At 54.2% G+C, this 22,169-nt stretch carries 17 protein-coding genes; 4 read left to right on the forward strand and 13 right to left on the reverse strand.

The features are described 5' to 3' along the window. Positions 1–10: 10 nt before the first annotated feature. Together SK3146_RS05055 and glgB are read right to left on the reverse strand one after the other, a co-directional pair. A complete protein-coding gene (locus SK3146_RS05055; protein WP_249864052.1) occupies positions 11–1,174 on the reverse strand; it encodes a glucose-1-phosphate adenylyltransferase in 1,164 nt (387 codons plus the stop codon). Between the two features lie 5 nt (positions 1,175–1,179). Continuing rightward, the gene (gene glgB, locus SK3146_RS05060) at positions 1,180–3,111 is read right to left on the reverse strand and encodes a 1,4-alpha-glucan branching protein GlgB (protein WP_249864053.1); all 1,932 of its coding nucleotides are present in this window, start codon (positions 3,109–3,111) and stop codon (positions 1,180–1,182) included. A 267-nt stretch (positions 3,112–3,378) separates the two neighbouring features. Between glgB and SK3146_RS05065 the strand changes: the two genes are divergently transcribed. From SK3146_RS05065 to SK3146_RS05075, 3 genes are all read left to right on the forward strand, one after another. Beyond that, positions 3,379–4,515, forward strand: coding sequence for a peptidylprolyl isomerase (locus tag SK3146_RS05065; RefSeq protein ID WP_249864054.1), 1,137 nt, complete (start codon positions 3,379–3,381; stop codon positions 4,513–4,515). A gap of 210 nt (positions 4,516–4,725) precedes the next feature. After that, positions 4,726–5,589, forward strand: coding sequence for a class I SAM-dependent methyltransferase (locus SK3146_RS05070; protein ID WP_249864055.1), 864 nt, complete (start codon positions 4,726–4,728; stop codon positions 5,587–5,589). A gap of 3 nt (positions 5,590–5,592) precedes the next feature. Then, positions 5,593–6,294: an RluA family pseudouridine synthase gene (locus SK3146_RS05075; RefSeq protein WP_249864056.1), complete on the forward strand. Its 702-nt coding sequence runs from the start codon at positions 5,593–5,595 to the stop codon at positions 6,292–6,294. 153 nt (positions 6,295–6,447) lie between these two features. On the opposite strand, the gene SK3146_RS05080 is transcribed toward SK3146_RS05075, so the two are convergent. The 3 genes from SK3146_RS05080 to SK3146_RS05090 form a co-directional block, all read right to left on the reverse strand. Continuing rightward, positions 6,448–7,203 carry an ABC transporter permease gene (locus SK3146_RS05080; protein ID WP_249864057.1) on the reverse strand — a complete coding sequence of 252 codons (756 nt, stop codon included), beginning with the start codon at positions 7,201–7,203 and terminating at the stop codon, positions 6,448–6,450. 18 nt (positions 7,204–7,221) lie between these two features. Next, positions 7,222–7,956 carry an ABC transporter ATP-binding protein gene (locus tag SK3146_RS05085; protein ID WP_249864058.1) on the reverse strand — a complete coding sequence of 245 codons (735 nt, stop codon included), beginning with the start codon at positions 7,954–7,956 and terminating at the stop codon, positions 7,222–7,224. A 293-nt stretch (positions 7,957–8,249) separates the two neighbouring features. Further along, positions 8,250–8,657 carry a MarR family winged helix-turn-helix transcriptional regulator gene (locus tag SK3146_RS05090; protein ID WP_249864059.1) on the reverse strand — a complete coding sequence of 136 codons (408 nt, stop codon included), beginning with the start codon at positions 8,655–8,657 and terminating at the stop codon, positions 8,250–8,252. A 256-nt stretch (positions 8,658–8,913) separates the two neighbouring features. Here SK3146_RS05090 and SK3146_RS05095 point away from each other — a divergent pair, with 256 nt between their 5' ends. Then, positions 8,914–9,081: a hypothetical protein gene (locus SK3146_RS05095; protein ID WP_249864060.1), complete on the forward strand. Its 168-nt coding sequence runs from the start codon at positions 8,914–8,916 to the stop codon at positions 9,079–9,081. Here the strand turns inward: SK3146_RS05095 and gyrA are convergent. The 8 genes from gyrA to SK3146_RS05135 all read right to left on the reverse strand — a co-directional run bounded on the left by gyrA (position 9,078) and on the right by SK3146_RS05135 (position 22,065). Further along, the gene (gene gyrA / locus SK3146_RS05100) at positions 9,078–11,513 is read right to left on the reverse strand and encodes a DNA gyrase subunit A (RefSeq protein ID WP_249864061.1); all 2,436 of its coding nucleotides are present in this window, start codon (positions 11,511–11,513) and stop codon (positions 9,078–9,080) included. The two genes, SK3146_RS05095 and gyrA, sit on opposite strands and share 4 nt — an antisense overlap. A 7-nt stretch (positions 11,514–11,520) precedes the next feature. Continuing rightward, positions 11,521–13,512 carry a DNA topoisomerase IV subunit B gene (gene parE / locus SK3146_RS05105; RefSeq protein ID WP_249864062.1) on the reverse strand — a complete coding sequence of 664 codons (1,992 nt, stop codon included), beginning with the start codon at positions 13,510–13,512 and terminating at the stop codon, positions 11,521–11,523. Positions 13,513–13,585: 73 nt separating this feature from the next. Further along, positions 13,586–14,578, reverse strand: a complete 993-nt coding sequence (locus SK3146_RS05110; protein ID WP_249864063.1) for an ABC transporter permease — start codon at positions 14,576–14,578, stop codon at positions 13,586–13,588. Beyond that, a complete protein-coding gene (locus SK3146_RS05115; protein WP_249864064.1) occupies positions 14,571–15,539 on the reverse strand; it encodes an ABC transporter ATP-binding protein in 969 nt (322 codons plus the stop codon). Before SK3146_RS05115 ends, SK3146_RS05110 begins: the two co-directional genes overlap by 8 nt. A 98-nt stretch (positions 15,540–15,637) precedes the next feature. Continuing rightward, positions 15,638–16,462, reverse strand: coding sequence for a GDSL-type esterase/lipase family protein (locus tag SK3146_RS05120; RefSeq protein ID WP_249864065.1), 825 nt, complete (start codon positions 16,460–16,462; stop codon positions 15,638–15,640). 219 nt (positions 16,463–16,681) lie between these two features. Beyond that, complete coding sequence (locus tag SK3146_RS05125; protein ID WP_249864066.1) at positions 16,682–18,067, reverse strand: M23 family metallopeptidase; 1,386 nt, start codon at positions 18,065–18,067, stop codon at positions 16,682–16,684. A gap of 318 nt (positions 18,068–18,385) precedes the next feature. Next, a complete protein-coding gene (locus tag SK3146_RS05130; RefSeq protein ID WP_249864067.1) occupies positions 18,386–20,233 on the reverse strand; it encodes an ABC transporter ATP-binding protein in 1,848 nt (615 codons plus the stop codon). Next, positions 20,230–22,065: an ABC transporter ATP-binding protein gene (locus SK3146_RS05135; protein ID WP_249864068.1), complete on the reverse strand. Its 1,836-nt coding sequence runs from the start codon at positions 22,063–22,065 to the stop codon at positions 20,230–20,232. The genes SK3146_RS05130 and SK3146_RS05135 overlap by 4 nt, the downstream gene beginning before the upstream one ends. Between the last annotated feature and the right edge of the window lie 104 nt (positions 22,066–22,169).

A 22,169-nucleotide genomic window follows, 5' to 3' on the forward strand; every position in this document is an offset into this window, starting at 1 on the left:
TCATACGAACTCACCCTTTCAAGTTGGTCATCGTCGCCATACTGATAGTTTCATTGCCGCCGATCAAGATGATGTTGGAATCGCCGTCCGCGTCTCCGATGACGCAGCCGTCTTCTACGACGGTGTTCTCCCCTATGATCGCCTTATATATTTTTACGTTGTTCCCGATCTTCACATTCGGCATGATGACGGAGTCCTTGATGTAGCAGCCTTCGCCAACGTGCACGCCATAGAACAATACGGAATGATCGACTTCTCCGAATACGCTGCAGCCCTCGTTGACGAGCGAGCGTCTGATTTGCGCCGTCGGAGCCACATACTGCCCCGGCTGGCAAGGATTGACCGAATAGATCCGCCACTCTCGGTCGTTCAAATTAAACTGCGGCTCATTTTCCAGAAGATCCATATTCGCTTCCCATAAGCTCTCGATCGTGCCGACATCTTTCCAATAACCTTCGAACGGATAGGCATATATGTTTAATTTTTCGCGAAGCATCAGCGGTATGACATCTTTACCGAAGTCCTTGCTGGATTCGGGATTGTTCTCGTCCATCGTCAGGTAGGCTTTAAGCACCTGCCAATTGAATATGTAAATGCCCATGGAGGCCAAATTGCTCTTGGGCTCTTTCGGCTTCTCGGCGAATTCGACAATACGTTCGTCGTCGTCCGTGCTCATGATCCCGAAGCGGCTTGCTTCATCCCATCTCACTTCGATGACGGCGATCGTGGCGTCGGCGCCCTTTCTCTTATGAAAATCGAGCATCCGATCGTAATCCATCTTATAGATGTGGTCGCCGGATATGACCAGAACGTATTCCGGATCGTACTGCTCGATGAATGATATGTTGCGGTAAATTGCGTTGGCCGTACCCCGGTACCAATCGCCGCCCTGCTGCTCCATATAAGGGGGCAGCACGGTTACTCCCCCGCTTTTGCGGTCGAGGTCCCACGGTGTCCCGATGCCGATATACGTGTTCAGCACGAGCGGCTGATACTGCGTCAGCACGCCCACCGTATCGATGCCCGAATTGGTGCAATTGCTCAAAGTAAAATCGATAATGCGATATTTCCCTCCAAAATGAACGGCGGGCTTCGCCAATTTATTGGTTAACACTCCTAAACGCCGTCCCTCGCCCCCTGCGAGCAGCATGGCCACGCACTCTTTTTTGCGCATCGAACCTATCCCCTTTCTCTTTTTCCAGCAGCTTCTTTGCGTCCAATTTTGACAGGCTTCAAAACAACGGTTGCAAGCGGGGGAATCGTAATATGCAAGCTGCAAGGCTGGAAGTGCCAAGACACGTTCTCCGTCTTGAGCCTTCCCGTATTCAACTGCCCGGACCCTCCGTAAACAGGGGTATCGCTGTTAAACCGCTCCGTATATTCCCCCGCAAAAGGTACGCCAATCCGGTATCGTGCGTGGGTTACCGGAGTAAAATTGCAGACAATGATCAAAAAATCATTCGGATCGCTCGATTGTCTGGTGAAAGTAACAATGCTCTGGTTGTGGTCGTGCGGATCAATCCAGGAAAATCCTTCGGGGCTGTGGTCCAGCTCCCAAAGCGCTTTTTCTTGCAAATAAAGGTGGTTTAAATCGTGGACGTACTGATGCATGCCCCGGTGACTGTCATAGCCGAGCATTTCCCAGTCCAGATCCTCAAGATCCTTCCATTCGTCGAACTGCCCGAATTCGCCGCCCATGAACAGCAGTTTTTTGCCCGGATGCCCCATCATATAGCCGTACAGCACCCGCAGGTTAGCGAATTTTTGCCAGTAATCACCCGGCATTTTGTTGAGAAGCGATTTCTTGCCGTGCACGACCTCATCGTGAGATAAGGGCAGCACGTAATTTTCGGAGTAGGTGTACATGAAAGAAAAAGTTAGCAAGTTATGCCGGCCCTTGCGGAAATACGGATCGCATTCCATGTAGCGCAGCATGTCGTTCATCCAGCCCATGTTCCATTTGTAGTTGAATCCGAGGCCTCCGTCATGCACAGGCGCGGTAACGAGGGGCCAGTCGCTCGAATCCTCCGCCATCATAAGCGCATCCGGATAATGGGCAAATACCGTCTGGTTGAGCTTCTTCAAAAACGCAATCGCTTCCGGATTGTCTTCCCCGCCCTGCTCGTTCTTGATCCACTGCTCGCGCGGCTTGCCGAAGTTCAAATACAGCAAGCTGGCGACGGCGTCGACCCGCAGACCGTCAATATGGAACATATCCATCCAGAACAAGGCGTTGGAGATCAGGAAGCTGACGACTTCCGGCTTGGAGAAATCGAAGGCCATCGTCCCCCACTCGGGCTTCTCGGCTCTGAGCGGATCGCTGTGCTCATAGAGCGGCTGGCCGTCAAAATGGCGCAGGCCGTGATCGTCCTTCACAAAATGCCCCGGCACCCAGTCCATAATCACGCCGATTCCCTGCTGATGGCAGCGGTCGACAAAATACATGAAATCCTTCGGCGTTCCGAAGCGGCTGGTAACGGAGTAGTAGCCCGTCGCCTGATAGCCCCACGAGCGGTCGAAAGGATGCTCGGCGAGCGGCATCAGCTCGATATGGGTATAGCCCATGTGCGCGACGTAATCCACCAGCTCGTCGGCCAGCTCACGGTACGTATAGTACCCGTCGCCCGGCTTCTTTTTCCATGTGCCCATATGGACCTCATAGATGTTCATCGGCCGGTCGTACGGCAGCTGCCGGCGCTTCGCTTCCTGCCAGGCGTCATCATGCCATTCGTAACCTTCCAGCGAACAAACCCGGGAGGCCGTTCCCGGCTTCAGCTCGGAATGAAAAGCGTACGGATCGGCCTTCCATACTAGCGTTCCGTGCGAGGTGACGATCTCGTATTTGTAATACTCGCCCTCGCGGACATTTGGCACGAACAGACTCCACACGCCCCAAACGCTGATTTTGCTGAGGACATGCTCGCTGCCGTTCCAGTAATTAAAATCTCCAATAACGCGGACTTCGCGCGCATGGGGGGCCCAGACGGAAAACCGAACGCCAAGGGTCCCTTCATGCTCCGTAAAATGCGCCCCCAACACCCGGTAGCTGCGGAACAAATTCCCTTCATGAAACAGGTAAAGATCTTCCGGACCAGGGATTACGCTCATCATAGGTCACACATCCCTTATTGTTCAATTTTGCGCCTCTAATATTGAAATACTACATCGATTGGCAAATTCCTCTCCGTTTTTTTCAAATAGTTCGTTAATTCTAAAAACATACTTATTTTCCGTCCGAGGAGGATTTTGTCAATTCGTCTGGAATACTTTTTATTGGGCGATTCGAGTATACGAGTAAACGTCCTGCATTCGCTCCGGCGATTCGAACAAGGACTGCCCGAAGCTGGCCGTAAGGCAAGAAAGGATGTCATTACACGAATGAACGACAAATTGAAAGGCTTGGTGCTTGGCCTCTCTCTCGGCGTTATGCTGACAGGGAGCGTGGCTTACGCCAGCGGAACTCAGATTGAAGTATATTTCCAGAACCTGAAATATATGTTTGACGGTTTTGAGAAAAAACCGGCGGAAGATCAGGGCCAAGGTTTCATCTACAACGGCACGACCTATGTGCCTCTTCGTTTCGTCAGCGAAGCTCTCGGCAAGGACGTCCAATGGGATGACGAGACCCAGACGATCTGGGTCGGCAAGAAGCTCGATACGGCAGCAACCGTCGCCGAATATCAGGGAGGACAGGTGACGCGCGGCGATTACGAAAAGTTTGCGGCCGTCATGCGCTTCCTGAACCCGCAAAACGCGCAGCATGAGCAGGACAATCAGTACAAACAGTATATTATTGACCAAATCGCCGCATCTCATATCATCGCCGGCAAGTTGGATGAAGAAACGGCCGCCAAGCTTCCCGCTCTCGTCGACGGGCAAATGCGGCAATTGGAGCAGCTGAATTCGTCCTCCGCCCAAACCTTAAGCGAGCAATTGAAGCAGCAGGGCCTCAGCGAGGACGATTTGAAAACGTTTGTCCGGGATACGGTAACGCTGCAGACCTGGTCGACCAATGCGGTCGACGATGCGACCGTCAAAGCCGAATACGACAAGAAAGCCGCAAGCGGCGACGAGAGCGTCATTACCGCATCGGTGAGACATATTCTCGTGATGAACGAGGACGATAAAGGCAGCAAGCTGCCTAAGGAAACCGTCGACGCCAAGCTGAAGGAAATTCAAGACAAGCTTGCGGCCGGCGCCGATTTTGCCGAGCTGGCCAAGCAGTATTCGGAAGACCCTGGCTCCAAGGATAACGGCGGGTTATATGCGAATGTGCCGGTGAGCCAATGGACCGAGAATTTCAAGAAGGCGACCATGACGCTCGAACTGAATAAAATCAGCGATCCGGTCGAAACGGAATACGGCTATCATATTATCCGCGTGGAATCGCGCGGCGTCATTCCTTATGACGAGCTGAAAGAAACGCTTAAACAATCGTTATCGCAAACGAAATACAATGACTTCATGACCAAAGAGCTTCCGGGCCTGATCACGAACGTAGAATTGCCCCAATAAGCTTGTTCCGATTATGGGAAAAGACGACAGACCGGCCAACGAGCCGGTCTTTTTGTCATCGACTTTTGTATAAAAAGCTTGATGCTGTTCTCGGTTGACTTTCCCCAGGCCGCTCCATGGCTTTACGCAAGCAATTAGTGTAAAATGTGGTAGGTGCTTTTTTTGAACAACGGAATGCACACGGGAAAATGATAGAAGGAAGGTTACATTATGTTTGCAGCACATGATTGGAAAGATTACGAATTAATCGATACGGGAGACGGCGAGAAGCTGGAGCGTTGGGGCAGCATCGTTCTGCGCCGGCCGGACCCGCAAATTATCTGGCCGATTCACAAGGAAAACGGCTTATGGCGGGGCGCCGACGCCCATTATCATAGAAGCGCGAGCGGCGGCGGTCAGTGGGAATATAAGAAGGAGCTGCCCGAGCGGTGGACGATCTCCTACGACAAGCTGTCGTTCCATATTAAACCGACCAGCTTCAAGCATACCGGACTGTTCCCGGAGCAAGCCGCCAACTGGAAGTGGATGATGGATAAAATCCAGGGAGCGGGCCGCAAAATCCGCGTCCTCAATCTGTTCGCCTATACGGGCGGCGCCAGCGTAGCCTGCGCCTATGCGGGGGCGGACGTATGCCATGTCGACGCGTCCAAAGGGGTCGTGCAGTGGGCCAAGGAAAATTTGCATCTGTCCGGACTCGGCGACCGTCCCGTACGCTTTATCACCGACGACGTGTTCAAATTCGTACAGCGCGAACAGCGCCGCGGCAGCAAATACGACGCCATCATCATGGACCCTCCTTCCTACGGGCGCGGCCCGAACGGGGAAACTTGGAAGCTGGAGACGAATCTGTACCCGTTCGTGGAACAGTGCATGCAGATTATGTCGGACAGGCCGCTGTTCATGCTGATCAATTCGTATACGACCGGCATTTCCGCCACCGTATTGAAAAATATTTTGGCCATGTCGATGGGCCGGGCCTACGGCGGCAATATCACCTGCGGCGAAATCGGCCTGCCGATTACCGCTTCGAAGCTCATGCTCCCTTGCGGCATTTTGGGCCGTTGGGAGGCGTAACGGATGGCGCAAGCCTCTCTCCCCGCCATAGAAGTGCTGTATGAAGACAACCATGTGATCGTCGTCGTCAAGCCGGTGAATGTGCCGACCCAGGAGGACGATTCGCGGGACCCTGACTTGCTGACGATGATCAAGCAGGATTTAAAGCATCGTCACCGCAAGCCGGGCAACGTCTACCTTGGGCTTGTGCACAGGCTGGACCGTCCGGTCGGGGGCGTCATGGTATTCGCCAAAACGTCGAAGGCCGCGTCCAGACTATCCGACGCGGTGCGCACCCGCTCCATCCGCAAAATCTACACGGCGGTCGTAAACGGAAGGCCGCAAGAGCCGCATGGGACGCTAAAGCATTATTTGCTCAAGGATACGAAAACGAATATGGTATCCGTCGCCGTTCCCGGCAAGCCGGGGGCCAAAGAGGCCGTGCTCGACTATCAGGTGCTCGACCATTCGGAAGGTCTCTCTCTCGTGCAGGTCGAGCTTCATACGGGACGGCCGCATCAAATTCGCGTGCAATTTGCGGCAATCGGCTGCCCGCTCGTCGGAGACCAGCGATACGGCGCCCATCTGACGAAGCCCGGTCAGCAAATCGCGCTTTGGTCGACCGAGCTCAGCTTCGAGCATCCGACGACGAAGGAGACGCTGAGCTTCCGTTCCGCGCCTCCCGCATCATACCCTTGGTTTCTTTGGAGCGAGAAGCTGCAATAGCGCGAGTATCCATGAGCATGATCGGAACCTAAGCTTCGGCACAGAGCGCCCCATCATGCATGCGCACAAAAGCCTGTTTCCGCCATTTGGCAGAAGCAGGCTTTTTAATGTGCCGGGACGTTTGGCGCACCCCGCATGGAAGCACGGGGCTCACTATGACCCGATATCTATCAATCTATCATCTTTGGTAAACCACAGCCTGTAGCAAAGCAAGCTGAGCAGAATGCTCGTCAATGCCGCCGAGGAGACTAAGGCGAACATGATAAGCACCTGATAGCGGACCGCTTCCACAGGATTCGCGCCCGCGACGATCATCCCGGTCATCATGCCCGGGAGCTGAACCAGCCCTACGGTTTTCATTCCGTCTATCGTCGGAATCATGCTGGCCTTGACGGAGCGCTTGAGCGGCTCGTGAATCGCTTGGCGCGCAGAAGCTCCGAGCGACAGGAGCGCTTCAATCTCCCCTTTGGACGCCTGCGCCTCGCGCTTCATCTGATTGATGAACAGGCCGGAGACGACCATCGCGCTGCCGATCGTAATTCCGCTCATCGGAATCACATACTGCGGCGTCCTCTCGATAATGTCAAGGCTGAGCAATAGCCCCATCGTCACCGCTTCCGTCGCGAAGATCGCAATCGCAATTCGCCATCGTATGCCGGCAAGCCCCCGCCCTCTATGCCCCGCATTCCAGGAAGCGACCGCAATCATCGTTCCTATAATCAGCAGCAAAAAAACAACGTTGTCCGCATTAAACACAAACTGCAGCACGTAGCCGACCAGCAGCAGCTGAACCGCCGATCTTACCGTACCGATAGCGATTTCCTTTTCTAAACCCAGCTTCTGCCACATGGAAATTAAAATCGTCACGGCAATGAAAACAAGAGTAAAGCCTAACGCCGTATTCGTCATTCCGGTTTCCCCGCTCCTTCACGGAATCTGTAAAAATTTGCGCGCCGCTTCGGAATCGGGACGCTGAAAAAACAATTCGGTGTCCATGTTCTCAAGCAGCGTATGCTCGGCCATAAACCAGACCTTGTGGCTGTTCTGACGAGCCTGCTTCAGGTCATGGGTCACCCAGATCATCGAAGCCGCTTCCTGCCGATGCCAGGAGGCGAGCAGCCGCTCGACGGCTTGCTTGCTGTGCAAATCGAGCGATGCGGTAATTTCGTCAAGCAGCAAAATATCCGGACGCAGCAGCAAAGAACGCACCAAAGCGACGCGCTGCTTCTCCCCGCCCGATAGGTCGGAAGCGCGCTTGCCCAGGTCCAAATGCTCCAGCCCGCAGTCCCGGAGCAATTGGCTGGCCAATGCCCGGTCAAACGGCTGCTTATGTAAAATGCTGACGGCCCTCAGATTATCCTCCACGCTCCCCGGCAGCATGACGGCATGCTGGGCGACGTAGCATACCTTCTTCCTCCATTCCTGCGAAGTCCATTCTTCCGGTTTTCGCCCCCGATAGCGGATGCTTCCTTCGCTGGCTGCGTCGAGAAGCCCGATGATTCGCAGAAGCGTGCTCTTCCCTTGCCCGGACAAGCCGAGCAGCGCGATGACCGCAGGCTGCTCCAATCGCGCCGTTACGCCTGAGAACAGAACCCGCTCCTCCCCTAACGCAGCGATCCGCTTGCTCAAACCGTTCATATCCAATATTAGTTCCGTACTCATCGCCAAACTCCTCTCCTGCACCGACAGCCGTTCACATGATATGACGCCTATCATTATACCAGCTCGCGCCTGCCCATTCACGGCTTTAACGCAAACAGGCAAGGAGGAAGCTCTCCCCCTTGCCCTAAGCCATGCCTGATCGGCGTTGTACCGGCGACCTTTCCCTGCCCTGAATGTCGGCCCTGCAAGTGCGGTGAATACATGAGCGACCTGCGGCTGCATGTTCACCGTGCTTCCAGAGCGATACGTCGAATACACGCTGCTTATTATATGAGCCGTCTGCCCCATTCTTTTTACGCGTTAGCGACTTTTCCTAACAAGTACACCAGGAGCTGCTGATTATGAGAGGAAATCCGGCTCAAATAATTTTGCAGAAAATGCTCGCGGATGCTCAGCCCTCGCTGACACTCGGCCTTTCCTTTCTCGGTCACATGAACCCACACGATCCGGCGGTCCTTCTCGTCGCGTTCGCGCGAAATCAGCTCGGCCTTCTCCATCCGGTCCAGCAAGGTCGTAATCGCGGCCGGCGTCGTCGTCAAAAATTCAATGAAGTCCGAAGGCTTCATCCGATCGCGGCCCGACAGCAGCTCGAGCACCGTCAGCTGCCCTTCCGTTAACGTCGGGGCCAGCTCCGTCTCCATATGGATGCGCAAATCCTTGGAAAGCTTCCACCACAGCTTCGCAAATTCCTGAGTAATCACATTTCATCACTCCTGTATCTACCATACTTTACTTCGAGTTTCATAAAATGGGCTCTTAGGAAAGTTCATCCGGCCGTTCTTGCTGTAGTTCCTATTATACCATCGCCAAAGCGCGGATTAAAGGTTAACAGCGTAAATATTTTAAGACTTTAAACGATAAAAATCAGGAACATTAGACCCCATTCAACATATATTGCAATATGGGCTTTTGACTATAGGCGGAGCTTGTCAATTTATGCGAAGGAGTGATGCGGACATGGAGGCGTGGAAAAAGCATATCGGAGAAAAAGCGCTGGAGAAAGGCATAATAAACGACCCACAGTGGCTGGAGAAGCTCGATGATACGATGCCAGTGTGGGCCGTTTTGGACCTTTTCTTACAGCTTGTTGACCGGCTGGAGCCGGATTACAACAGTTACGATTAATCGATCTTGAGCAGATCCGCAATCAAATCGGTTTTCGCGACGGCAATGACTTGGCGACCGGTCGATTTGCGCTGCTCGATCGGCGTTTTCTCGGACGAGAACGACATCCGTTCGCCGCTTTGCAATACGGCTGTCAGAAGCAGTTCTTCCTTAACGGTGTAAGCTTTGACTAGCGCTGCACCGTTCGGTTTAACCCGCTTGCCGTCTTTAAATTCGAAGGTGAAGATCCCTTTGCCGCCCCGCCCTTGCACGGGGTAATCGAGAATGAGAGAACGTTTGGCATACCCGAGATCGGAGACGACCAGAAGCTCTCCTTCCTCGCCTTGAATCCATTCGGCGCTGATTACTTCGTCGTCCTCTTTCAGCTGAATGCCGCGAACGCCGGCAGCCGCGCGCCCCATCGGGTTGACTTCGTCTTCGCGGAAGCGGATCGCCATCCCCTGCTTCGTTACCAGCATAATATCCTGGTCGTTAGTGCTCAGCTTCACGTCGATCACCGCGTCATTCTCGCCGACCTTGCACGCTACGATGCCGATCGACCGGTTCGTCATATACTCCTTCAGATCCGTACGTTTGACTTGCCCTTTCTTGGTCACGAAGACAAGCGACTTGCCCTGCTCCTCGAAGGTACGGATCGGAATGACGTTCACAATCTTGTCGTCCTTCGGAATAGGTATGACGTTGACGATGGCCGTGCCGTTTTCCTTCCATTTGTACTCGGGAACCTGATGGACCGGAAGCAAGTAATATTGGCCCTTCTGGGTGAAGATCAGCAGGTTTTCCAGCGTATTCACTTCCAGCAGATAGCGCACATAATCGCCCTCTTTAAGACCCGTCTTCTCCAGCTCGCCGCCGGAACGGGTGAAGGACAGCTTGCTCGTCCGCTTGATATAGCCCTCGCTCGACAAGGTCACGAACACGTCCTCGGCCGCAACCATAACCTCCAGGTTGACCTTGAGCTCCTCTACCTCGTCCTGAATGTCGGAACGGCGGTCCACGCCGAATTTGGTGCGAATCCCGGTCATTTCTTCCTTGATGACGTTCATCAGCTTCTTCTCGCTGCCTAAGATTCCTCGCAAATAGGCGATCGTCTTCTGAACCTCCTTCAATTCCTTCTCGATCGAATGAATCTCCAGATTGGTCAGCCGGTACAATTGCAGCGTCAGGATCGCGTCGGCCTGGCGTTCGGTGAAGCCGAACTGCGCGACCAGATTATTCTGGGCGTCCTGGCGGTTTTTCGACGCTTTGATCGCGGCGATCACTTCATCCAGTATGTTAAGCGCCTTGGCCAGCCCTTCCAGTACGTGAGCGCGGTCCTCCGCCTTTTCCAGCTCGTACCGGGAACGGAATGTGATCACTTCTTTTTGATGGTCGATATAGGCTCTCAATATTTCAAGGACGCCCATTTGCTTCGGCGTCTTATTGACGATCGCCACCATATTGAAATTATACGTCACCTGCAAATCCGTCTTTTTGAACAAGTAGGCCAGAATGCCCTGCGCATCGGCGTCCTTTTTCAGCTCCACGACGATTCGCAGGCCGTTGCGGCCGCTTTCGTCGCGGACGACGGAGATGCCGTCGATTTTTTTCTCCAGACGGATGTTTTCCATGGACGTAACCAGACGGGATTTCACCACCTGGTACGGAATTTCCGTAACGACGATCTGCTGGGCTCCGCCGCGCACTGTCTCAATTTCCGTGCGCGCGCGCAAGTAAATGCGCCCTTTGCCCGTCCTGAACGCTTCCTTGATCCCCTCGGAGCCCATAATGATGCCTCCCGTAGGGAAATCCGGCCCTTTGAGAATCTGCATCAGCTCGTCCAGCTCCATGGAAGGCCGGTCCATCAGCGCCACGCAGGCGTCGATCACTTCGCGCAGATTATGCGGCGGAATCTCAGTGGCAAATCCTGAGGAAATGCCGCTGACTCCGTTCACGAGCAGATTCGGATAACGGGCCGGAAGCACGACAGGCTCCTTCGTCGAATTGTCGAAGTTATCCTTGAATTGCACAGTGCGCTTCTCGATGTCGCGCAGAAGCTCCATCGCGATTTCCGATAAGCGGGCCTCGGTATAACGCATCGCGGCAGCCGGATCATCGTCGATCGAGCCCCAGTTGCCGTGGCCGTCGATCAGAGGATGTCCCATCTTCCACGGCTGAGCCATGCGGACCATCCCTTCGTAGATCGAAGCGTCGCCATGCGGATGATAGTTACCCATCACGTCGCCGACGGTCTTGGCCGATTTCCGGTACGACTTGTCCGGCGTATTGCCGGCGTCGTACATCGCGTACAAAATGCGCCGCTGCACCGGCTTCAAGCCATCCCGCACATCGGGAATCGCGCGGTCCTGAATAATGTATTTGGAATAGCGACCGAAACGGTCGCCCACTACTTCTTCTAAATATGCGGGTAAAAAGCTTTCCAATATCGTCACAGTTCACCTACTCCTCGAACTCGGTAAAGTCGACATTCTCGATGATCCAGCGCTTCCGCGGATCGACCTTGTCTCCCATCAGCGTAGATACGCGCCGTTCGGCTTTGGCCGCGTCCTCAATCCGCACCTGCAGCAGCGTCCGGGTCGCCGGGTCCATCGTCGTTTCCCACAGCTGATCCGGGTTCATCTCGCCCAAACCTTTATAGCGCTGCAGCTCGATGTTTTTGCCCAGCTCCTTCGATAGCGCCTGCAGCTGCTCGTCGGTCCACGCGTACCTGATCGTACTGTTTTTGCCTGCTTTCTTCGTCACCTTATACAGCGGCGGCTGAGCGATGTAGACTTTGCCCGCATCGATCAGAGGCTTCATGTAGCGGTAGAAGAACGTCAGCAGCAGCACCTGAATGTGCGCGCCGTCCGTATCGGCATCGGTCATGATGATGATTTTCGCGTAATTGCTTTCGGAAGCGTCGAACTCTGGCCCTACGCCGGCTCCGATAGCCGCGATGATCGCTTTGTATTCGTCGTTCTTCATAATGTCCGACAGCTTCGCCTTCTCCGGGTTCATCGGCTTGCCCTTGAGCGGCAAAATCGCCTGATGCTTCGAATCCCGCCCTTGCTTGGCCGAGCCCCCGGCGGAATCCCCTTCGACGATGAACAACTCGTTGCGGGAGTAATCCTTCGACTGCGCCGGCGTCAGCTTGCCTCCCAGGTTCGAGCTCTCGCTCCTGCCCTTCTTGCCGCTGCGCACTTCCTCGCGGGCTTTGCGCGCCGCTTCGCGGGCTTTGGCCGACTGCACGGCCTTCTTCATGATCATCTGCGCCACTTGCGGGTTTTCCTCTAGGAATACGGCCATTTTATCGGACACGACCGAGTCGACCGCGCTGCGCGCCGAAGCGCTGCCGAGCTGATCCTTCGTCTGGCCGACGAATTCGACCTCGCCCATCTTGATGTTGATGACCGCCATCATCCCTTCGCGCAGATCCTGTCCGTCGAGATTTTTATCTTTTTCCTTCAAAATCCCGCTTTTGCGGGCATAATCGTTCATAACCCGCGTGTAGGCGGTTTTAAAACCGGTCTCATGCGTGCCGCCGCCGCGGGTCGGAATCGAGTTGACGAACGAAACGATCGTTTCCGTGTAACCGTCGTTGTACTGCAGAGCCACTTCGACCTCGATATCGTCCTTTTCCGCGGTAAAATGAATAACCTCATGCAGCACGTTCTTCTCTTCATTCAAAAATTGAACGAATTGACTCGCTCCGCCTTCGTATTGGAACGTCTCCTGCTTGTCGGACCGCTCGTCCTTGATCGTCACCTGAAGTCCCGAATTCAAAAAGGCGATCTCTTGTAAGCGCTCCAGCAGCGTGTCGTAGTTAACGGCCGTGCCGCCTTGGAAAACGCGCTTATCCGGCTTGAACGTCACCTTGGTGCCGGTTTGCCTCGTGTTTCCGAGAACCTCCAGCCCCGCGACAGGCTCGCCCACATGCTCTATGCCCTGCTCGTCGACCCAATATTCGAACCGCTGCCGGTGAATCTTGCCGTCGCGGTATATCGTGACCTCCAGCCATTCCGACAGGGCGTTCGTTACCGAGGCCCCTACGCCGTGGAGACCGCCGGATTTCTTATACCCCCCGCCGCCGAACTTGCCTCCGGCATGCAGAATCGTAAACACGACTTGAGGCGTCGGAATACCGGTCTTATGCATTCCCGTCGGAATGCCGCGGCCGTTATCCTGGACGGTGATCGATTGGTCTTTATGAATCGTAACGTCAATCTTGCTGCAAAATTTAGCGAGATGCTCGTCGACCGCATTGTCGACGATTTCCCATATCAAATGATGAAGCCCCGACGCGCTGGTGCTTCCTATGTACATCCCCGGTCTTTTGCGGACCGCCACGAGGCCTTCCAGCACCTGGATATCGTCGGCGCCGTAATCTGCCGCCGGCGCGGCGGCTGTGCTTGTGGCAGTTGTGCTTGGGAACAAATCGATTTGCTCCGTCATCGCAGCCCCCCCTTTACTCTTGAAACTTTCGCCTTCGCGAAAGTTCTATTGTGCATTATAACATCTAGCGCCGTCAGTTCAATATATCTTTTTTCGTGAAGACCGCGAAAGAAACCGCCACGGAAACCAATCCCCATACGGTCAAAACGCTTAAGGAAAACGGCAAATCCATGCCTTTAATGGGCGGAAGCGAGCCGGTCAAGTAATCGGTCAGGCGCAAATTGACCATGAATAAATATTTTGCCGTCTCCCAAGAGGATACCATATTTGTCAAGATCGTGCCCGAAATAAGCACCGCCAGCATGAGTCCCATGCCCGCCGCCGTGCTGCGAATCAGCACAGATACCATCAGCGACATGACGGCGACGACGACAGCCGAGAACCAGACAAGGCCGAATTCCATGATCAGGTACAGCCACTGTTCCACCGGCCGGACGAAGGAAGTGTCCACTTCCGTGCCGACGATTTTAAAGCCGAAAAATACCGGCATATCCCATCCGCCGTAGCCGAAGACGACGCCGGAAATCAGGTAGCACAGCACCGCCGTGGCGATGACGATCAGCGACGTGAACAAGATTAGGCTGACCAGCTTGCTCATCAAGATTTTCCATCGTCCGACCGGCCTTGTCAAGAGCAGCTTGATCGTGCCCGTCGAATGCTCGGAGGAAACCAGGTCCGAAGCGACGACCATCACCATGAGCGGAATGAACAGCCCGACCGCGTTTTTAATGAATTCTCTTGTAAAGGTTACCCCGTTAGGAGCCGCGGGATTCACATCTTTATCCAAATAATATTGCGCCAGCATCACTTCGACCTTGCGGAACTGCTTCCACTCCTCCGGCACGCGGGCGCTTCCTATGCTGCGCGTGTAATCGACGATCTTCTGGCGCTGCTCGGCCCGCCAATCGGAGGTGCCGAACTGCTTAAGATTATTTTGCGCCACCTTCATCTGCGCATAAGTAAACATCGGAATAAGGGCAGCCAATATGAGCAAAACGACAAGCAGCCGTTTCTTCTTTATTATTTTGATGCACTCGTTTTTGATTAACGGATATATGCTAACCAATGCGTTTCCCCTCCGTTAAACTTAAAAATAAATCCTCGAGCGTCGGGCTTTTCGTCTCTACGCCGTACAGCTGCACTCCCGCTTCGACCAGCTCCCGCGTCAGCTGCGGAATCGCCTCGGACTTAAGCTGCGTAACGATGTCGTGCACGGCCGGCTCGGCGGCCGGCCTGTCGAATTCCTCCGGCCGGTGAATCACTTCCAGCACAACGGCGTCCTCCTGCCGCTGCAGCAGCCGAAGCGCCCGGTCCATCGGCGCAACCCGCCAAATGACGCGACTTGCCGATTCGTCGATAAGGGCGTCGACCTCGCCGACTTTAATCACTTCGCCGTGGCTGATGATGGCTACCCGATCGCACATTTGCTGAATTTCGCTCAGCAGATGGCTCGATACGAACAAGCTGAGGCCGGTTTGCGCCAGCCGCTGAATAAACTCGCGCATCTCTTTAATCCCCTGCGGGTCAAGGCCGTTGGTAGGCTCGTCCAATATGAGCAGCTTCGGATTGTTCAGCAGCGCCTGAGCTATGCCGAGACGCTGCCTCATCCCGAGCGAATAAGTTCTCACTTTATCGTGAATCCGCGCGTCCATCCCGACGATATCGACGACCTCTTGAATTCGCTTCGCGCCTACTCCGGGCAGCATCCGGGCGAAATGCTCCAGGTTTTCCCAGCCGCTTAAATACGAGTACAGCTCCGGGTTCTCGACGATACAGCCGACATACTGGAGCGCTTCGTTATGCTCTTTGTGCACGTCATGCCCGCAGATCGTAATCGAGCCTGCCGTAGGGGCGATCAAATCGACGAGCATGCGGATCGTCGTCGTTTTGCCGGAGCCGTTGGGCCCTAGAAAGCCGAAGATTTCACCGGCGTAGACCTCGAAGGAAATGCCCTTGATGATCTCTTTCTTTTTAATCGTTTTCTTGACGTTCTTGACCGACAAAACAACTTCCGCTTGGCTTCCCATCCCACTCTCTCCCTTATATCGAAAATCGGCTGCCGCCAAAATCCCGGTAACTGTATTTCTCGGCTTAAGTCCTCGTTCACCGGGGTTTTAAAAGTGCGCTATCGGACGATCTGCGCGATCCGTTCGGCGATCCGCTCGTATCCGTCCTGATTCGGATGGAAATGATCCGTATACAAATATTTGTTCAAGTTCAGCTCGAACAAGTCGTACGTCGGCACGAGCACCATATTGTTATGCTTGTTGACGATTTCGAACGCGGAGCGGTTCCATTCGTCGATGAGGACGGAGCCCTCCCGCTTGTCGTCAAGATCAAGGAACGGGTGGTACAGCCCGACGTAGCAGACGATCGCGTTCGGATTTTGCTTCGCCACGGTATCCAAAATTTGCTCCAGCCGCTTCAGCGCCGCAGGCATCCGCTCTTTGGCCGCGCCGGGATTGAACCCTTCATCCGAGGAGCCGTTAAAGATTCCTTGACCGCCTTCGAACAAATCGTTGCCGCCGGCGGTGAGCAGAATAAGGTCGGCTTGTCCGATCGCTTTGCCGATGTCCTTCTTGGCTTCCATATCCTTCAGCACGTCGCCTGTCGTGAAGCCCGGAATCGCAAAGTTATTAAGAATAAAGACCGGCTTGCCGAACTGCTTCTCCAGCTTTTCTTTCACTTGACCGACATACCCGCGGCCGGATAAATCGCCGGTCCCCGCGCTGAGCGAGTCGCCCAGGGCGACAATTTGAATTTTGTCTTTGGACGCAAGCGGGGTTTCCTTCGGTTTGGCCGTCTCTTGGGGAGCCGCCGCTTCATTTTGCGCCGCCGGCTTCGGAAACATAATCTGATTGACGGCATAGCCGAATCCGTACATACAAAGCAAGGTCGATAACAAGGCGGCGAATCCGACCGTTCGCCACAAAAATCGAGTAGACAGCAAGTGCATTTCTCCCCTTTTTCAGCATTCGACATCTTAAGTTGTTTTCATTTTTAGAGTAGCGGTTTATGCGGCGATTTGCAAATTTCAGCCATTATCGGCGCTGCCCGCACCGAATTTTTGGCAACAAAAAGAACCGGTGATCTGGCCTCATCCCGGCATTATCCCCAATTATTCCCTTTTCTCTCCGATTTCAGACAGCGTCCAAAGAACCGCTCCTATCTAATCGTCGGCCTTCGCCAAATAAGTGAGCGGATTCAGCTGCTTCTCCCCTTTGCGCACCTCAAAATGCAGGTGAACGCCGGTGGCATTCCCCGTCTGGCCCATAATGCCGATTTTTTCGCCTTTTTGGACAAGCTCGCCTTCGGCGGCAACAATTTTGCTCATATGCCCGTACAACGTGCTATAACCGTTTTGATGGTCGATGATGACACAATTGCCGTATCCCGTCTTCCAGCCGGCAAACGCGACTTTGCCGTGATCGGACGCCAGGATGCCCGATTGCTCGGAGACCATATCCGTACCCGGATGGAAAGAACCCCACCGCCGTCCGTATTCGCTGGTCAGCTTCGCCCGGTATACCGGCCATGCGAAAACGCCCGTTCCTACCCCGGGAATCACCTTCGTGCCCTTCCTCACGACCGCCTGCTTCGCCGGCTTGAGCAGCGCTTCATCGGAGCGCGCTTCGTCGACCAGTTCCCCGTTGATCCGCGTCGTCAAGTAATGGACTTCCTTCAGGCCGCTTTCCCCGTCAGTTACGGTTTCCTTGTTTCCGGCCTTCATCTCGGGATCGTCGATATATTGCGTATCGTAAGGCACCTCGACGGTTTCCGCCCGTTCCGTCACCGTTTTGACCGTCAAGAGAGGCTGCAGCACCGTCAAATTCAACACGTCCCCGACACGGATGACCGTACTCTTAATCGACGGATTGTTGTCATATATCGTTTTTTGGCTAATATGAAACTTATAGGCGATACAGGAGATGCAGTCGCCCCGCTGCACGATATACTGCACCGGCTGGACGCCCCCGGTTTCGATCCGCTTCAGCAGCTCGCCGTTATCGTCGATATCGCCTGGTTTCAGCTCTTTGGTAACAAGCTGTATTTGCTGTACGAATTCTACCGACTTCAGCAGCAAACCGTCCTGTTCTTCCGCCTGCTGCACATACTTGCTTTTGTACAGGTCAAATAACCGGTTCACCGCCGCGGCGTCCTTAACATAACCGAGCGGCTGACCGTCAATGACGACTTGCACCCCTTTTGTCTGAATCTTGACTTTACTCTCCAGCGCGCGCAGTACCTGCTCGTTGTCGAACGCCGCCTTGTATTCCCGCTGCTCCAAATAATGAATCGGATCGATCAGCAGGCCGGTCTGCACCGTCGGATACATCGTCGCGGCCTCTTCCCGCTTCTTCTTCAGCCAATCACTCACTACCGTCTTGTCGCTAACTGCGCCGATCAATTCCGTTCCTGCAAACACTTGATAGCGGGTTACTTTATGCATCGTCATGTATACATAACCAGAGGAGAGGAGCAGAACGAGCACCGTCATCATACAGCAGCAGACGACCAACCATTTGTCCTTTTTCCAGCCTATTATGTAATCCACTTGTACCTCCCGTTTGTCAAGCCGTTGTCAAAGCCCACCTTTCTATCGTATTCCTTCTCGTCCCCGATTATCACCCGATTTGTCCATGGAACGATAGCGCCCCGTCAAGCCAAGCCCGCTTCAGTCCGGGCTGATGCCCGCTCGCTGCGCGTGTTTGCCGCCTCGATATTTTTCACGCTCCTCTTAAAAGGGTGGTGAAAAAGTCCGCTGCGGCGTCCATTTGATCCTTCAATCGCTGTTGAAATGGGATTCTTTGGAATATGCGAATATGCGAAAAAAGGACGCCGCCGGGCGCCCTCCTTCGCTGCTTCGCTCTATTTAGCTTACTTCCCGCAAGAATCGATACTGCGCTTGAATCAAGCCGTAATAAATCCCCTTCTGACGCATCAGTTCCTCGTGGTTGCCCTGCTCCATTATATTGCCGTGATCCAGCACGACGATGTTGTCGGCGCTGCGGATCGTCGAGAGCCTGTGAGCGATAATGAACGACGTCCGGCCCGCCAGCAGCGTCTTGAGCGCTTCCTGAATTTTGAGCTCCGTTTCCGTATCGATGCTCGCCGTCGCTTCGTCGAGAATGAGAACGCGCGGATCGGCCAGCAGGGCGCGAGCGAACGAGATCAACTGCCTTTGGCCCATCGACAGCACGTTGCCGCGCTCCTGAACTTCCGTATCGTAGCCTTGCGGCAAATTAACGATAAAATCATGCGCCCGCACCGCCTTGGCGGCGAATTCAATCTCCTCGTCCGTGGCGTCCAGCCGCCCGAAACGGATATTATCGCGGATCGTGCCGGAGAAGATAAACGTATCCTGCAGCACGATGCCGACCTGGGAGCGCAGGCTCGGGATCGACACGTCGCGGATATCGTGGCCGTCTATCGTGATGGTTCCGCTCGTTATGTCGTAAAACCGGCATAGCAGGTTAATAATCGTGCTTTTGCCCGACCCCGTGTGACCGACCAAGGCGATGGACTGCCCTGCCTTCACGCTCATATCGATGCCCTTGAGCGCAAGTCTGCCAGGCTCATACTCGAACTTCACCTGCTTCAGCTCAATATCGCCCCGCACCGGAGGCAGCGGCTTCGCATTGTCCGCCTCCGCCACATTCGGCCGCTCGTCGATAAACTCGAAGATACGTTCGGAGGATGCCATCGCGATCAGCATTTGCGAGTACATTTGCCCGAGACGGTTAATCGGCTCCCAGAAGTGGCCGATATACGTCGCGAACGCGACGAGCAAGCCTACGGTGATTTCCTGCTGCTGAATGAGATGCGCACCGAACCAGAACAAGATACAGTAGCCGATAGCTCCCGTCACTTCGATGATCGGGTTGAACGATTGGTTCAGCGTAGAGGCTCTGTTCCACGATTTGTGGTTATCCATGTTCATCTCGTCGAAGAAGGCGATATTCTCTTTCTCCTGGGTAAACGCCTGCGTAACCTTGATGCCTTGGATACATTCGTTCAGATGCGCGTTGATGCGCGACTGCTTCGTCTGCACCACCTGCCAGGCGCGCCGGATATGTAAGCGCAGCTTCGTCGAAATGACGAACATGATCGGCACGGTGACGATGATGGCGGTACCCAGCTTAATGTTGTAAAATAATAGGATAAGAACAATTCCGACCAGTTGAACGCAATCGATCAGCAGGTTGACGACGCCGTTGGTGAACAGATCCTGCAGCGAATTGACGTAGTTCGTAATCCGGACGAGGATCGAGCCGGCCGGCCGCTTGTCAAAAAATTTGAACGACAGCGTCTGAATATGGCTGAACAAATCATGGCGCAGATCGTAGATGACCTTTTGGCCTATCGTGTTCGTATAGCGGATGCGGTAATTGTTGGCGGCCCATTGGATCAAATAGAGCGCCAGCATGCCGCCTACGCATTGCATAAGAAGACGGCTGTTGCCTTCCTTCAGCGCATGGTCGATCGCGTAGGCGATGAGCAGCGGGTTGAGCAGCTTCGTTAACGCGCCGACAATCATCATCGTAACGATGACCGGCAAGATTTGCTTGGCATAAGGCTTCATGTAGCGGCTGAGCCGCTTCACCTGTCCCCAATCGAATTCTTTGTCCAACACTTCATCGTCCTGATAAACGAAGCGCTTCCCGGACTGCGAGGCTTCCTTGTTTTCCTGCCCCGTTTCGGTTGTAGCCGACTTGCTCACTGTGCGAACCCCCCTGCTTTGATGTGACCAGCTGCAGCTACCTGATCGGTCGCCCGGTGCGGCTTGAATGCGGCTTCCGCGCCTCCGTCCGCATCCGCGTCCGGCTGGTCGGCGAATTGAATTTTGTACGTTTCCAGATACGGCCCTTCCTGCCGCATTAACTGATCATGCGTGCCTCTTTGCACGATCCGCCCTTCGTCGAGCACGATGATTTCGTCCGCATGGCGCAGCGAAGAAATCCGGTGGGCGATAATGAACGTCGTTCTCCCTTTCATAACCTCTTGGAAGCCTTGCTGGATTTCATGCTCCGTCTCCATGTCGACCGCGCTTGTCGCGTCGTCGAGAATTAAAATTTTCGGGTTTTTGAGCAGGGCGCGGGCGATTGCAATCCGCTGCTTCTGGCCGCCGGAGAGCCCCATGCCTCTTTCGCCCACGATCGTGTCGTAGCCGAGCGGCAGCTCCATAATAAAATCATGCGCTTTGGCCAGCTTGGCGGCGTTAACGATGTCGTCCGTCGAGATGTCCTTCACGCCGTAAGCGATATTGTTGCGAATCGTCGAAGAGAACAAGAACGTCTCTTGGAAGACGATCGCCATCTGATTGCGCAGGCTTTCCAGCGTCACGTCGCGGATATCTCTGCCGTCGATTTCGATCGAGCCTTCCTTCACGTTATAGGCGCGCAGCAGCAGCTGAATCACCGTCGACTTGCCGGAACCGGTGCCGCCGAGCAGCCCGATCACCGATCCTGCGGGAGCATCCAGCTGGAAATGATGCAGAGCCGGTTGTTTATCCGTGTATGCGAACGTCACATCGTTGAACTTCACATGCCCCTGGACCTGTTCGCTCGTCAGCGCTATCGCGTTGTCTTTATCCTTTACATGCACGTATTGATGCAAAACTTCGAGCATCCGCTCGCCGGCCGCCTTCGACTGGGTAAAGTTATTAATATGGAAGCCGATGCCCCAGAGCGGGCCGATAATATACCAAATCAAGCTGAAACAGGCAACCAGTTCGCCCAGCGAAATCGCATCGTTAATGACCATGTAGCCGCCGATGCCGAGCAGAATGACGACGCTGAGGTTCGCGAACAGCTCCATGAGCGGAAAGTAACGCGCCCAAATGCCGGATGTCGTCACGTTATTGACCTTGTAATCCTCGTTGCGCTCGGAAAACTTGCCGATCTCGAACGGCTCGCGGGCGAACGATTTGACCGTGCGCACCCCCGTAATATTTTCCTGAACCGAGGTCGTCATCGAGCTCATCGATTTGCGGATCGAACGGAATGCCGGATGAATCTTGCTTTCGAAGCGAATCGCCGTAAAGACGAGAAACGGCATAAATACCATCGTAATCAGCGTCAGCTTCCAGTTGATGGTCATCATCATGATCGTGCCGAAAATGAACATCATGAAAACGTTTAAGATTTGCACGAAGCCGAACCCTATAAAATCCCTTACCGCCTGCAAATCCGCGGTCAAACGGGACATCAGGTCGCCCGTGCGCGCTTTGTCGTAATACTGGAACGACAAATACTGCAATTTCTTGTACAATGCGTTCCGCAAATTGAATGCGGTTTTGTTGCCGAGCTTGCCGCTCATCACCCCATGCAAAAACTGGAAAAACGCTTTGCAGCTTACCACCCCTACGACCAGTAATGACAGATAAGGCACCACGGAAAAATTGTTTTTCGAAATCACATCGTCGATCAGGTAGCGCAGCAGGTTCGGATAAACCAGTCCCAGCGCCGTTGCGGTCATCAGCGAGAAAATCGATGCGAACAAATACTTTTTCTCCGACCAGTAAAACTCCTTCAGTTGCCTAAAGACTTCCATGGTGACCCCCTCCAGTGAACTTGCAGCCCCAAAAAAGGCCGCTTAAGCAAAAATGGCTTCCGAAGCAGCCAAAGCCGCGTTCGAAAGCGTTCGCTTTTTTTGAA

This window comes from Paenibacillus konkukensis, assembly GCF_023523925.1.
GTDB classification, from domain to species: Bacteria; Bacillota; Bacilli; order Paenibacillales; family NBRC-103111; genus Paenibacillus_S; species Paenibacillus_S doosanensis.